The organism is Cohaesibacter haloalkalitolerans (genome assembly GCF_003574655.1).
GTDB lineage: Bacteria > Pseudomonadota > Alphaproteobacteria > Rhizobiales > Cohaesibacteraceae > Cohaesibacter > Cohaesibacter haloalkalitolerans.
Genome location: NZ_QNUM01000008.1, coordinates 26597 through 40196, shown reverse-complemented (window position 1 = coordinate 40196; position 13600 = coordinate 26597). Strand labels below are relative to the sequence as shown.

Below are 13600 nucleotides of genomic sequence, written 5' to 3'. Positions count from 1 at the left end.
ACTTTGGCGGTTTTCTGCGCTTTTTTGAAGAGACAAGTTTGCGCGGCCTTTATGCTTTATATGCATATCTTCAAATCCAATGATGCAAATTTGTATGAAACAAGGTGGCTGACAAGGAAGTTACCCTATGATATGTTCTCTTTATGTTCTTGTTGGAGGGTGTCATGCAGGATCTTTTGACAGATGTCTTTCCCTTGCGGGGCGGTCGGGCGCATGAGGTGACCGGACAGGGGGCAACGGTGTTTGCCGCCATCATCTGCGGGATTGGCCAGCGCAGCGATCGGCGGCCGGCCATGTGGCTGGTCGAGGACTGGCGGACGGAGGGGCTCAATCCGGATGGTCTGGCGCCTTTCTGCGATCCGCACCATTTGCTGCTGGCGCGGGTGGCTGACCAGAAGACCATGCTGGCATCTGCCGAGGAGGCCTTGCGCTCGGGCGCGCTGTCCACGGTGGTGGCCGAAGTGCCGCGTGAGCTGAGCTTTACGGCGGGGCGTCGTCTGCAGCTTGCGGCCGAGGAGGGCAAGGCAACCGGGATCCTGATGATTGGCGAGGGGATGGGCAACAATGCTGCCGAAAGCCGCTGGCATTGTTCACCGCTTTTCTCCCCGAAATTCCGGCAGGATCAGGTGGTTATGCCCTCGCAGCAGACTTCCGACTCGACTCTTCAGCGCTGGCAGCTTATAAAGAACAAATCAGGAACATTAGGGTGTTGGGATTTGATCTGGGATGCAGAGACGCGTCGTGTCATTGTGGTTTCCGAGGCTGGCGAGCGACCGCATTCTGCGGCGCGCGGTCATGACGACGCCTTTTGCCCTCACGTTGCAGCAGAGTAATGCCGAGCGGCTTTATTGTCTCAATGAGAGCGCCGAGCGGGACGGGCTGCAGCGGGGTATGGGGTTGGCGGATGCCCGGGCCTTGTGCCCGCAGTTGCAGACCATGCCTGCGGACCGAGAGGCGGATGGCCATTTTCTGCAGTTGCTGGCACGCTGGGCCGGTCGCTTCTGCCCTTGGGTGGGGCTGGATGGCGAGGATGGTCTGCTGCTTGATGTGACGGGCTCGACGCATCTGTTTGGCGGTGAACTTGCCTTGCTGGAGACCATCGGGGAGCGTCTGGCGCGGGGCGGCATTGCCGTTCAGCCGGGGCTGGCCGATACGCGCGGAGCGGCCTGGGCGCTCGCCCATTATGGCGGCTGGGGGGGAGATGAGGCGGGGGCGGCGCGCCATGACCAGAGCCCTTCCTGCCCAACTACCCAACAGGTCTCTCATCAGGCCTCCCGTCTAGACACTCGTCTGGCTGCGCCGGGCAAGGCGCTTGCCGCGATTGGCGGGTTTCCCATCGCGGCCCTGCGTCTGGAAGAGAAGGTCTGCACCGGGCTGATGCGGCTTGGCGTACGGACCATCGATGCGCTTCATGCCCTGCCACGGGCCACGGTCACCCGTCGCTTCGGGCTGGAGCCGCTGCTGCGGCTTGATCAGGCGCTGGGGCACCGGGAAGAAGCGATCTCTCCCCTCTCCGAGGCCCCGCACTATGGGGTGCGGATGAGCCTGCCCGAGCCGATCGGTCTGGCCGATGATGTCATGGCCGTGGCGGCCAGGCTGCTGGACCGGCTGTGTGACAAGCTGGACCGGCAGGGCGCAGGGGCGCGGGTGTTGCAACTGACCATGCGGCGGCTCGACATGGAGGCCAGTCAGGTGGAGTTGCGGCTGGCTCGTCCCATGCGGGAAGCTTTGCGCATCCTGCCGCTGTTCGAACGGGGCGTTGGTGAAGTGGATGCCGGGTTTGGCATCGACATGGTGCGGCTGGAAGCAACCGTCGTTGAGCCGATGGCCGATGAGCAGATGGCGAGCGTGGTGCTGAGCCATGGGCGGAGCGACCGCAAGGTCGAGGGCTCCGCCTCGCCTGTCGACCATGCGCTGGATGATCTTGTCTCCCGGCTTGGCAGCCGTATCGGGCTTGAAAATATCCTGCGCTTTGTTCCGGCAGACAGCCACATTCCGGAGCGCAGCTTTTCGCTGCAGCCTGCTGCGTGGACCAAGGCCGTCAAGGCATGGTCCTCTCCAGACGGGCCATTCGAGGGGGGACGGGGGAGCGCGGGGGGCGCTTGCCCTCGTCCTGTGCGCCTGTTTCCTCCCGAACCGATCGTACTGCCCCTGTCGGCGGAGCCGGACCCCGGGCGGCGGGAACCGCCGGCGCATTTTCGCTGGCGGCGGATGCAGCTGTCGGTGGCCTCGGCGCGCGGGCCGGAACGGATCGCACCGGAATGGTGGTGGGAAGACCCCGCGTGGCGGTCTGGTCTGCGCGATTACTGGTGGGTGGAGACCCGTCAGGGCTGGCGGCTGTGGCTGTTTCATACGCCGCAGAACCGGCTTTCCCATCTGTCCAGCTGGTTCGTGCAGGGTGAATTCGCATGACGCAGGATCCGTCTCGCCCAGCAGACTCAGAGGGGGCTGAGGGCTATGGGAGCAGCGCGACGCCACCGGCAAAGGGGCCAACGCCGAATTCAGGGGCCGTTTTGCCAGAGCAACTGGAGGCGATGCGTCCCAGGACCTATGCGGAACTGTGCGTGTCTTCCAATTTCACCTTTCTCACCGGCGCATCGCATCCGGAGGAGCTGGTCATCCGTGCGGTAGAGCTGGGGCTTGACGCCATCGCGATCACGGACCGCAATTCTCTGGCCGGGGTGGTGCGGGCCTATTCGGCGCTCAAGGAACTGAAGCGCCAGTGTGAGGAACAGGCGGACAAGCTGCCTGAAGGCATCCGTCTGCGCTCCAGTCAGCGGATCGATCCTTCCAGTCGCCAGCCGAAGGAGGCGGCAGGGCAGGGAGACCTGGCTCCGTCGCTGGTGGTCAAGCTGCCGCGCCTGATTGTCGGGGCGCGTCTGGTGCTCAGCGACAGTGCGCTCCATTGGCTTGCTCTGCCAACGGACCGGGCGGCCTATCAGCGGCTGACGCGGCTGCTCACCCTTGGCAAGCGGCGGGCCGAGAAGGGGGAGTGCCTGCTGTATTTCGCCGATCTGCTGGCGGCGGGGTCGGGGATGATGCTGATTGCCCTGCCGCAGGCGGGGCTTGCCCACCCGGATGTGGAAGGGCAGATTCGGCAGGCGGTGGCACAGTTTCCCGGTGCCGTGTTTCTGGGGGCTGCTCCCGCTTACAATGGCTCCGATCAGGCCTGGTTTGATGCCTGCGCCAAGCTCGCCTACCGGCTGGCTGCGCCCATGGTGGCCTTGGGCGATGTGCTCATGCATCATGGGCGGCGGCGACAACTGGCCGATGTCCTGACATGCCTGAGGGAGCATATCACCATTGATGCCATCGGCTCGCGGGCGCTGCCCAATGCGGAGCGGCGGCTCAAGGGGGCGGCTGACATGGTGCGGCTTTATCGCCGCCATCCGGCGGCCATCCGGCGGGCATCTGAAATCGCCATGCGCTGCACCTTTGCCCTTGATGAGTTGAGCTATGAATATCCCGACGAGGTGGCGGGCGAGGAAAGCCCGCAGGCGCGACTTGAGCGGCTGACCAACGAGGGGCTTGCCCGGCGCTATCCGCAAGGGGTGCCGGAGAAATCCCGCGGGCTGGCGGACAAGGAACTGGCGTTGGTCGGCAAGCTCGGTTTTGCGGCCTATTTCCTGACGGTGCATGACATCGTGATGTTTGCCCGCAGCAAGGGGATCCTCTGTCAGGGGCGCGGCTCGGCGGCCAACTCCATCCTCTGTTTTGCCCTTGGCATCACCGATGTGGCGCCGGAAACCATCACCATGGTGTTCGAGCGCTTTGTCTCGGAACATCGTGGCGAGCCGCCCGATATCGATGTGGACTTCGAGCACGAGCGGCGTGAAGAGGTGATCCAGCATATCTATGAGCGCTATGGTCGCCACCGCGCCGGGCTGTGCGCCACGGTCATTCATTTCCGCACCCGTTCGGCCATCCGCGAGGTGGGCAAAGTGATGGGGCTGTCGCAAGATGTGACGGCGGCGCTGTCGGGCCAGATCTGGGGCTGGTCGACCGACGGGGTCGATCTCAGGCGCATGAAAGAGCTGGGGCTCGATCCGGCGGATCGGCGGCTGATGCAGACGATTGCCCTCATCGCCGAAATCATCGGTTTCCCGCGTCATCTCTCCCAGCATGTGGGTGGTTTCATCATCACGCGCGGGCGGCTCGATGAATTGTGCCCGATCGAGAATGCGGCGATGGAAGATCGCACGATCATCGAATGGGACAAGGATGATATCGATGCGCTGGGCATTCTCAAGGTGGATATTCTGAGCCTTGGCATGTTGACCTGCATCCGCAAGAGCTTCGATCTGCTCAAGGAGCATGAGGGCATCCGCCACACCATTGGTTCGGTGCCGCAGGAGGACGGGGCGACCTATGACATGCTGTGCGTGGCTGATGCAATAGGGGTGTTCCAGGTGGAAAGCCGGGCGCAGATGAATTTTCTGCCACGGATGCGACCGCGCACCTTCTACGATCTGGTGGTCGAGGTTGCGATTGTCCGGCCTGGCCCCATTCAGGGCGGGATGGTGCATCCCTATATCAACCGGCGGCAGGGGCGCGAGCGGGTCTGGTTTCCTTCAAAGGCGCTGGAAGAGGTGCTGGGCAAGACCCTCGGTGTGCCGCTGTTTCAGGAACAGGCGATGCAGATCGCCGTGGTGGCGGCAGGCTTCAGCCCCGAGGAGGCCGACCGGCTGCGGCGTTCGCTTGCCACCTTCCGCCGGATGGGCACCATTCACAGCTTCAAGGAACGGTTTGTCGAGGGCATGCTGGAGCGCGGCTATGAGCGGGACTTTGCTGATCGCTGCTTCTCCCAGATCGAGGGCTTTGGCGAGTATGGCTTTCCGGAGAGCCATGCGGCAGCCTTTGCCATGCTGGCCTATGTGTCGGCATGGCTCAAGTGCCATCATCCGGCGGTCTTCGCCTGCGCGCTGCTCAACGCCCAGCCGATGGGCTTCTATGCGCCGGCGCAGATCGTGCGTGATGCTCGCGAGCACGGGATCGAAATCCGGCCCATCTGCGTCAACAACAGCGTCTGGGACAACAGGCTGGAGCGGCGGCTGGACGGGGCACTGGCCATCCGGCTCGGTTTCCGTCAGATCAAGGGCTTCTCGGCCGAGGATGCAGACTGGATCGTGGCGGCCCGCGGCAATGGCTATCCGGATCCGCAGAGCCTCTGGCAACGGGCGGGCCTCAGGGGCGGGGCGATGGAACGGCTGGCCGAGGCCGATGCCTTTGTCAGCATGGAGATGGGGCGGCGCGAGGCGCTCTGGCAGGTCAAGGCCTTTGCCGCGCTCAAGCCTCTGCCGCTGTTCAGCGATCCGATTGACGGCGAGTGCATCAACGAGCCTTCGGTGACCCTGCCGCAGATGCATCTGGGCGAGGAGGTGGTGGAGGATTATGTTTCCATGCGCCTGTCGCTGCGCGCCCACCCGATGGAGCTGTTGCGCCCGTCGCTGCCGGAACTGACCACCAATGGCGATCTGATGGCCTCATCGCTCAAGCGCGTGACTGTGTGCGGGCTGGTGATCACCCGCCAGAGGCCCGGCACGGCTTCGGGGGTCATCTTCGTGACGCTGGAGGACGAGACCGGTGTTGCCAATGTCGTTGTCTGGCCCAAGGTCTACCAGCAATTCCGGCGGGCGGTGATTGCCGGGCGGCTGTTGCGTGTGCATGGCACGCTGCAGAAGGAAGGCATTGTGGTGCATCTGATCGCCGAGCGGGTCGAGGATCTGTCACACCGGCTTTCCGAGCTTGGCCATCCGCTCGATGATGCGGTTGGCATCACCAATCCGCAGGCCGATGAAGCGCCGCGCGGCCGTCCGGGCAAGGGGCTGGCGCGGGTTCCTTCCCGGGCCCGTCACCCGCGCGAGCAGGCCAAGAAGCTGTTTCCCAGTCGTGATTTCCACTAGCGCGGACCCGACCTGTCAGGCGCTTTTCCCGTCGGGCAAACACGGTTTTCCCCAAGGTTGCATAGTTTGTGATCACTATTTTGCAGGTGCGAACAGACACGGCCAAACGAGTGTGAGGCAATTGCTAATTTTTTGAGCAGATTGGCAAAATGCCATTGCGCAGGTGCGGTGTCGGAACCTTTTCGTGAAACCGATTTCGGTGTTGTTGTTTCAATGGGATGTCGGAATCAGGATATTGGTCGAAAGGTGAATATACCTTCGGTTGCCGAAACCGGTTTCGGTGAGCAGACTTGCCGCGGGAGGATGCCGTGCAAAAGTCTGAAGACCATGATGGCAAGAGGCGTCAAAGCAGAAAAACGAGGGTTACCATCAAGGAAGTCGCCTATGTTCTGGGCATTTCCAAGAGTACCGTTTCGAGGGCGCTCAATGGCTATGCCGATATCTCTGAGCATACCCGGCTGAAGGTTCAGCGGGCGGCTCAGGATCTGGGCTACAAGCCGATGATCCATGCGCAGGCCATTCGCACCGGGTTGGTGCGGTCGCTCGGTATGGTGCTCAATGCCGACAGCCATGATGGTCACCGACCGTTTCTTGCCGACTTCATCGATGGCATTTCCCGCCGCGCTAGTCAGGACAACTGGACGCTGACGGTGGCGACAGCGTCAAATGCGCAGGAAGTGCTGAACACGATCAGGCGCCTGAGCGACGAGCATGCGGTTGACGGCTTCATCCTGCCGCGCACGCGCATTGTCGATCCCCGTGTCGAATATCTGGTCAAGGCCAATGTGCCCTTCATCATGTTCGGGCGCACCGGCGATGACACCGACTGCGGCTGGTACGACATTGATGCCGAACTGGCCATGGAGCAGGCGGTGCTGCGGCTGGCGGGCATGGGGCACAGGCGCATCGGTTTCATCAACGGCCTTGAGCGCTACATGTATGCCAGGGTGCGTTACGAGGGCTATTGCAGCGGCCTCGACAAGGCCGGGCTTGCCTATGAGGACGCTCTGGTTAGGCGCGATGCCGTAACCCGCAGGGACGGCGCCCGCGAAGGGGCCGAGTTGCTGGACCTGCCCGAGCGGCCAACCGCCATTGTCTGCGCCGTTGATCTGGCAGCGCTCGGTGTCTATCGGGCTGCTGCTGACCGGCGGCTCGAGATTGGCCGCGACCTGTCGATCATTTCTTACGATGGCATTGCTGAGGGAGAATATGCGATCCCGCCACTTACCAGCTTTTTCGTCGACAACCGGGCAGCGGGGGAACATCTCGCTGACCTTCTCATCAGGCGCATCCAGGGGGGCGCGCCCGAAACGCTTCGCCAGCTGGGCGAGGCGCAACTGATCGTCCGGGCATCCGATGGCCCGCCGGTCAATTGATCCGATTGATCTTATTCCATTGTTGCAATTTGGGAGGTTTGACAATGACATTATCTGCAAGCAGCAAACGCCTGACTGGTCTTCTGGTCGGAACCGCGCTTGCCCTTGGCTGTTCCATGGTAACCGCTTCGGCCGAAGGCATCCGCTTCTGGACGACGGAAGAGCAGACCCCGCGTCTGGCTCGCCAGCAGGCCATGGCCAAGGATTTCGAAGCAAAGACCGGCATTGCCGTTGAGGTGATACCGGTGACCGAGAAGGATCTCGGCACCCGCGCAACGGCTGCCTTTGCTGCCGGGGATCTGCCGGACGTCATCTATCACACCCTGCAATATGCCTTGCCATGGGTGGAAGCGGGCATCCTTGACGGTGATGCCGCAACCGAGGTGATCGAGAAACTGGGCAAGGACACCTATGCGCCGGGTGCCCTGTCGATGGCGGCAACCGAGGATGGCTATGCCTCCGTGCCGGTTGACGGCTGGACGCAGATGATCGTCTATCGCAAGGATCTGTTCGACGCCAAGGGCCTTAAGGCTCCTTCCACCTATGCCGATGTGGAAGCGGCCATCAAGGCGCTGCACAATCCGCCGGAAATGTACGGCTTTGTGGCCGCCACCAAGGTGGATGAGAATTTCATGAGCCAGGTGCTGGAGCATGTCTTCCTGGCCAACGGCGTGTCCCCCGTCGACAAGGATGGCTTCAAGCCGCTCGATGTGAAGAAAACCACCGAAGTGCTCGATTTCTACAAGGACATCGTCAAGGCGTCTCCTCCGGGTGAGCTGTTCTGGAAGCAGTCCCGCGAGCTATATTTTGCTGGCAAGGCCGCGATGATCATCTGGTCACCGTTCATTCTGGATGAGCTGGCCGGTCTTCGGGACGATGCCCCGCCGACCATCACCGACGATCCGACCAGCCCGGAACTGGCGTCCAAGACCGGTATCGTCACAAACTTTGCCGGACCGTCCAATCCGGGTGGTGCTGCTTGGGGTGATCTTCGCTATTTCGGCATCACCTCCGATGCGGATATCGAGGCAGCCGAGAAGTTTGTCGAGTATTCGATGAATGAAGGCTACACCCAGACCCTGTCGATCGCGCCGGAAGGAAAGTTCCCGGTTCGTCGTGGTGACGCGGAAAATCCGACCAAGTTCATTGATGCCTGGTCAAAACTGCCGGTCGGTGTGGATCGCAAGAAGCCGCTGGCGGACCTTTATCCCGCCGAAATGATCAAGGAAATCGTCTCCGGTCTTGATGTGGCCCAGCGCTGGGGTGTCAAGGAAGGCCAGCTGGCGCTGGCATCCAAGATGATCAACGCCCAGATTTTCAACCAGATCATGCGCAAATACACCGATGGCGTGATCGGAGCCGAAGAAGCGGTTGCCTCACTCAATGAGGAACTGGCCAAAATCAAATAGGTCAATGATTTGAAATGGTTCGTGCCGGGTGGATTGCTGCCCGGCACGGCAAGTGGAGCCTCTTCTCATGTCGACAACCGAATTTTCCTCCAGTGCTGCAGGCGGAGGGCGGCAAACGCCATCCCCTGTTCCTCCCCCTTCCGGGCCGCTGGCCAGACGGGAGGCACGCCTTGCCTGGGGTCTCCTGACGCCAACCCTGCTCAGCGTTGCGCTTGTCATCATCCTGCCGCTCATCGCGATCTTCTGGATCAGCGCCAAGCCCATCGGTCTCAGTGATCTCAGGCCAACCACGCCGGACGTCTATGAACGCATGCGCGGCAAGGTCACCGCAGCCGGGGACAAGGCAGTCATCGAATATCGCCTAAAGAATTCCTCGCGCGAGAAGCCGATCCGGTCGGTGACCATGACGGATCAGTGGCCTGCGGGCCTTGAAGCCAAAGGGCTGGACGCCCGCTGCACAATTGCAAACGGGATGATTTCCTGCAATCTGGGGGATTGGGAGCCGGGCTATAACGAACGCCTGCGCATTGACGTGGTGGCTGGGTCGGAGTTTGTCGATAGCGGCATCAATATTCGCGACAGCGAGCCGGTCATGCGCGGCGAGGCGAGCTCAGAGTTGTTTAGCCTCAGTTTTACCTGGGACAATTTCCGGTCGGTGTTCGACAGCGGCGAGTTTCTGGAAGTGCTGTGGGTGACACTGTTCTACACCATCGTCGGCACGATCGGAGCGCTGGTTGTCGGGATGCTCGCCGCCCTGATGCTCAACAAGAGTTTCTCCGGGCAGGGCATCCTGCGCGGTCTGTTCCTGTTCCCCTATGTGGCGCCGGTTATCGCGGTGGCCTTCACCTGGGTGACGCTGCTGGATCCTTTCTCGGGCTCCTTCAACGCGCTGCTGGTGCAGATGGGGCTGATCGATACGCCGATCAACTTTTTCGGACAGCGGCCGCTGGCGCTGTTCACAGTGACGGCGTTCGAGATCTGGCGTTATTTCCCGCTGTCCTTCCTGTTCATTCTGGCGCGCATGCAGTCGATTGACAACGACATCTATGAGGCGGCAGACATGGACGGGGCGTCGCCGTTCCAGAAATTCTACTATCTGTCGCTACCGCAGTTGATGGGCATCCTTTCGGTGCTGTTTCTGTTGCGCTTCATCTGGACCTTCAACAAGTTCGACGACATCTTCCTGATGACGGGCGGCAATGCAGGCACGCGCACGCTCACGGTCAATGTCTATGAGCAGGCCTTTGCCATTTCCAACATCGGAGCGGGGGCGGCTGTGGCCGTGGTCATCTTCGGTTGTCTTCTGGCCTTCTCCTTCTTCTTCTTCAAATTCCTTTCAAGGGAGGAAGGGCTATGAAACAGGGATATCTGCTTGCGGGCGTGGTGGGCATCCTCTGGAGCCTTACCATCATTGTCTGCCTGACCATCGTGATGGCCTTTTCCACTGGTCTGCCGGTGCGTCCGGTCTGGTTCGCGTCTGCCCTGCAAGGGGCGGCGATCGGGCTGGTGGCGCTTTATCTGCCAAGCCGGATCCTCGGCCTTCTGATCAGCTTAGCGCTGGTGCTCGGCATCAGCCTGTTGCAGCCGTTCGGCATTGCACTTGGGCAAAACAGCCTTGCGCAGGGGATCGGCGTGCTGATCCTTGGGCTCGGGCTCTATTTTCCGCTGCGTGCCATGGTGCAAGGTCTGCCGGTTGGCAGGCTCACGCGGCATCAGTTCGAGGAAGGCATCGTGCGGTTTCTGACCGGTTTTGGCTATGTCTTCTTCACGGCAATTGTCATCGTGCCATTCTATGTGATGCTGATGACCTCGGTGAAGGGGCAACAGGCGCTGCTGCTCAATCCGCTCGACTTCTCGATTGAATGGGAAAAGGGCTGGGGGCTGTTCCGCTCCTACAAGGAGTTGTTCCTTGAACATCACTTCGGACGCTATCTGGCGACTTCCTTTTTCGTATCGGTTGCGACCGTTCTGGTGACGCTGCTGTTCAGTGTGCCGGGAGCCTATGCAGTGGCGCGGTTGCGCTTCAAGGGGCAGGCGGTGATGTCCCGTTCGATCCTGCTCATCTATATGGTGCCGATGATTGTTCTGGCTCTGCCGATCTATGTGGGCTTTTCGATGTTCGGGCTCAGAAACTCGCTGTTCGGTCTGCTACTGATCTATCCGGTGACGACCATCCCGGTGGCACTCTACATGTTGCAGGGCTACTTCCGTGGCCTGCCCGGCGAGATCGAGGAAGCCGGCCTGATGGATGGCCTTTCGCGGCTCGGGGTGATCTGGAAGATCACATTGCCGTTATCGCTGCCCGCTCTGGCATCGGTTTCGCTTTATGTATTCATGATTGCCTGGAACGAGTTCCTGCTCGCTTTCATGCTGCTGGACGATCCGAGCAAATTCACGCTGACGCGTGGCGTGACCATGCTCAATTCCTCCGAGGTGCCCCGACAGCACCTGATGGCCGGGGCGGTGATTGCCACGCTGCCGATCCTGGTGCTGTTCCTTGGACTTGAGCGTTTCATGACCAAAGGCCTGACCGCAGGCTCTGTTAAAGGATAATTTGACTATGGCTATCTCAGACGACAAGCTGGACCGGCAGGCGCGCCGGATCCTGCGGCAGAATGACCGTGGTGGATACACGGTGCCAACGGCGGGGCTGTATCCCTATCAATGGAACTGGGATTCCTGTTTTGCGGCTTGGGGGTTCTCCTCCTTCGATGTCAAACGGGCCTGGTTCGAGATCCACACGCTGTTCACCGGACAGTGGGACACCGGCATGGTGCCGCATATCATCTTCCACAAACGGGCGGATGGATATTTCCCCGGCCCGGATGTTTGGGGGGTCGACCGGGTGCCGCACACGTCGGGGATTACGCAACCGCCTGTCGCAGCAACGCTCATTCGCTCAATTTATGAGCAGGACAAGCATTATGGCCGCGTTCATATGGATCTGATCTACGGACGCCTTGTCAGCTGGCATCGCTGGTTCATGAAGAACCGGGTCGAGCGGGGCATGGTTGCCATCACCCATCCGTGGGAAAGCGGCCGTGACAATGCGGTCGACTGGGACGGGGCGATGTCGGCGGTGTCCACCGAAGGGGTGGGGGAATACACCCGCCGCGACACCAGCCATGTGGATCCGGCCATGCGGCCCAAGAAGGAAGACTATGACCGCTATCTGAAGATGGTCTATTTCGGCCGTGACTGCGGCTGGGACGAGAAGGTCATTCGCGAGGGGTCGCCCTTCCGTGTTGCCGATGTGGGCATGACCTTCATTTTCCTTCGGGCCTGCCGCGATCTGCTGCAACTGGCGCTCGATCTTGATCACCTGACGCCGGAAATCGAGGGCTGGATCGCCGAACTGGAGGAAGGGGTGAAGAACCACTGGAACCCGGAAGGGTATTACGACAGCATTGATCTGCGGACCGGCAAGTTCGCAGGCTCCCTCAGCTCAGCCTCGTTCCTTTGTTGGTATGCGGGCATGGACAGTGAAATCATGAAGGGGCATCTGGAAGCGATCCTCGCGGACGTGACCTTTGGCGTGCCGTCGCTCGATCCACGAGACGAAAAATTCGATCATCTGCGCTATTGGCGTGGGCCTGTCTGGGGCGTTGTTAACACGTTGATCGGTATCGGGCTTAACGAGCGGGGGCAGACTGCCCTTGCCGACCGGCTGCGCAAGGATACGCGCAAGCTGATCACCGAACATGGATTTTACGAATATTTCAGTGCGGTTGATGGCACCCCGGCCGGAGGCAACCAGTTCAGCTGGACTGCCGCGATCTGGCTGACATGGGCGGGACCGCATGCGAAGGGGAGGTTCTAGCATGGCATCCATTGAACTCAAGGCCGTGGAGAAATGGTTTGGTGAGCTGCAAGTCATCAAGGGCGTTGATCTGGCAATCGAGGAGGGGGAGTTCATCATTTTTGTCGGGCCGTCGGGCTGCGGGAAATCCACCCTGCTCAGAACCATCGCCGGGCTGGAGGAGTGCTCGCGCGGCGAAATCCTGATCGAGGGTAGGAATGTCACTGCCGAGCCGCCCGCCGCCCGTGGCCTTGCCATGGTGTTCCAGTCCTATGCGCTCTATCCGCACATGAATGTGCGCGACAACATGGGCTTCGGCCTCAAGACTGCAGGGACGCCCAAGGCGGAAATAGAGGAAAAGGTCAAAGAGGCGGCAAGGGCCTTGAAGCTTGAGTCCTATCTCGATCGCAAGCCCAAGGAATTGTCCGGCGGGCAGCGGCAGCGCGTGGCCATCGGTCGCTCCATCGTGCGCAATCCCACCGCCTTCATGTTCGACGAGCCACTTTCCAACCTTGATGCGGCGCTCAGGGTGGAAATGCGCTATGAGCTGGCCAAGCTGCACAGGGAGCTGGCCGCGACCATGATCTATGTGACCCACGACCAGGTGGAAGCCATGACGCTGGCCGACCGGATCGTTGTTTTGAGAGATGGCATCATCGAGCAGGTGGGTTCGCCGCGCGACCTCTATGAGCGGCCGGGCAACCTGTTTGTTGCCCAGTTCATCGGCTCACCGAAGATGAATATCATGCCCTGCCGCACCGAAGGGGATGCCTATGTGCTGGAAGGTGGCCGGGGTGGCCCGCAGACACAGCCGGGCGTTGCCAGCCATATCGGCGTGCGGCCGGAAGCGATCACCATCGGGCAAAAGGGGGAAGGACAGTGTGACGGGGTCATTGATATCGTTGAATATCTCGGCTCGGATACGCATCTGCTGGTCGACTGTGGCGGCTTGGGTGCCATCGGTGTTCGGCTGGATGGCGATGCAACCGTCAAACCCGGCGATGCGGTGGGACTGATCTTCAATCCCGGCAAGCTGCATTTCTTCGATGACGCCGGGCTGGCTCTGCCCAGAGGTGGTCCAGAAGCTGCCTAGGGGGTGAGGGGCGGTCTGCA

The 13600-nt window shown here is 61.1% G+C and carries 9 protein-coding genes; all 9 read left to right on the top strand.

Annotated elements, in window-relative coordinates; genetic code table 11:
• Nucleotides 1–164: 164 nt before the first annotated feature.
• The 9 genes from DSL70_RS18320 (at nucleotide 165) to DSL70_RS18280 (ending at nucleotide 13580) form a co-directional block, all read left to right on the top strand.
• Nucleotides 165–833 (top strand): ImuA family protein, encoded by a 669-nt coding sequence (locus DSL70_RS18320; protein WP_119309577.1) that lies wholly within the window; start codon nucleotides 165–167, stop codon nucleotides 831–833.
• Nucleotides 796–2412 carry a Y-family DNA polymerase gene (locus DSL70_RS18315; protein WP_245418272.1) on the top strand — a complete coding sequence of 539 codons (1617 nt, stop codon included), beginning with the start codon at nucleotides 796–798 and terminating at the stop codon, nucleotides 2410–2412. Before DSL70_RS18320 ends, DSL70_RS18315 begins: the two co-directional genes overlap by 38 nt.
• Nucleotides 2413–2534: 122 nt before the next feature.
• A complete protein-coding gene (locus DSL70_RS18310) occupies nucleotides 2535–5903 on the top strand; it encodes an error-prone DNA polymerase (RefSeq protein WP_119309431.1) in 3369 nt (1122 codons plus the stop codon).
• A gap of 308 nt (nucleotides 5904–6211) precedes the next feature.
• On the top strand, nucleotides 6212–7279 hold the full coding sequence (locus DSL70_RS18305; RefSeq protein ID WP_119309576.1) for a LacI family DNA-binding transcriptional regulator: 1068 nt from the start codon (nucleotides 6212–6214) through the stop codon (nucleotides 7277–7279).
• Between the two features lie 44 nt (nucleotides 7280–7323).
• Nucleotides 7324–8688 carry an ABC transporter substrate-binding protein gene (locus tag DSL70_RS18300; protein ID WP_119309430.1) on the top strand — a complete coding sequence of 455 codons (1365 nt, stop codon included), beginning with the start codon at nucleotides 7324–7326 and terminating at the stop codon, nucleotides 8686–8688.
• A 67-nt stretch (nucleotides 8689–8755) separates the two neighbouring features.
• Nucleotides 8756–10045, top strand: a complete 1290-nt coding sequence (locus DSL70_RS18295) for a carbohydrate ABC transporter permease (protein WP_119309429.1) — start codon at nucleotides 8756–8758, stop codon at nucleotides 10043–10045.
• Nucleotides 10042–11241: a carbohydrate ABC transporter permease gene (locus DSL70_RS18290; protein ID WP_119309428.1), complete on the top strand. Its 1200-nt coding sequence runs from the start codon at nucleotides 10042–10044 to the stop codon at nucleotides 11239–11241. The genes DSL70_RS18295 and DSL70_RS18290 overlap by 4 nt, the downstream gene beginning before the upstream one ends.
• 7 nt (nucleotides 11242–11248) lie before the next feature.
• Nucleotides 11249–12508, top strand: coding sequence for an MGH1-like glycoside hydrolase domain-containing protein (locus DSL70_RS18285; RefSeq protein WP_119309427.1), 1260 nt, complete (start codon nucleotides 11249–11251; stop codon nucleotides 12506–12508).
• A gap of 1 nt (nucleotide 12509) precedes the next feature.
• The gene (locus DSL70_RS18280) at nucleotides 12510–13580 is read left to right on the top strand and encodes an ABC transporter ATP-binding protein (protein WP_119309426.1); all 1071 of its coding nucleotides are present in this window, start codon (nucleotides 12510–12512) and stop codon (nucleotides 13578–13580) included.
• Nucleotides 13581–13600 lie beyond the last annotated feature (20 nt).

What these genes read in the sequence shown, in the direction of transcription:
- DSL70_RS18320 (WP_119309577.1), top strand. Translation starts at nt 165, where the DNA reads ATGCAGGATCTTTTGACAGATGTCTTTCCCTTGCGGGGCGGTCGGGCG.
- DSL70_RS18315 (WP_245418272.1), top strand. Translation starts at nt 796, where the DNA reads ATGACGACGCCTTTTGCCCTCACGTTGCAGCAGAGTAATGCCGAGCGG.
- DSL70_RS18310 (WP_119309431.1), top strand. Translation starts at nt 2,535, where the DNA reads ATGCGTCCCAGGACCTATGCGGAACTGTGCGTGTCTTCCAATTTCACC.
- DSL70_RS18300 (WP_119309430.1), top strand. Translation starts at nt 7,324, where the DNA reads ATGACATTATCTGCAAGCAGCAAACGCCTGACTGGTCTTCTGGTCGGA.
- DSL70_RS18295 (WP_119309429.1), top strand. Translation starts at nt 8,756, where the DNA reads ATGTCGACAACCGAATTTTCCTCCAGTGCTGCAGGCGGAGGGCGGCAA.
- DSL70_RS18290 (WP_119309428.1), top strand. Translation starts at nt 10,042, where the DNA reads ATGAAACAGGGATATCTGCTTGCGGGCGTGGTGGGCATCCTCTGGAGC.
- DSL70_RS18285 (WP_119309427.1), top strand. Translation starts at nt 11,249, where the DNA reads ATGGCTATCTCAGACGACAAGCTGGACCGGCAGGCGCGCCGGATCCTG.
- DSL70_RS18280 (WP_119309426.1), top strand. Translation starts at nt 12,510, where the DNA reads ATGGCATCCATTGAACTCAAGGCCGTGGAGAAATGGTTTGGTGAGCTG.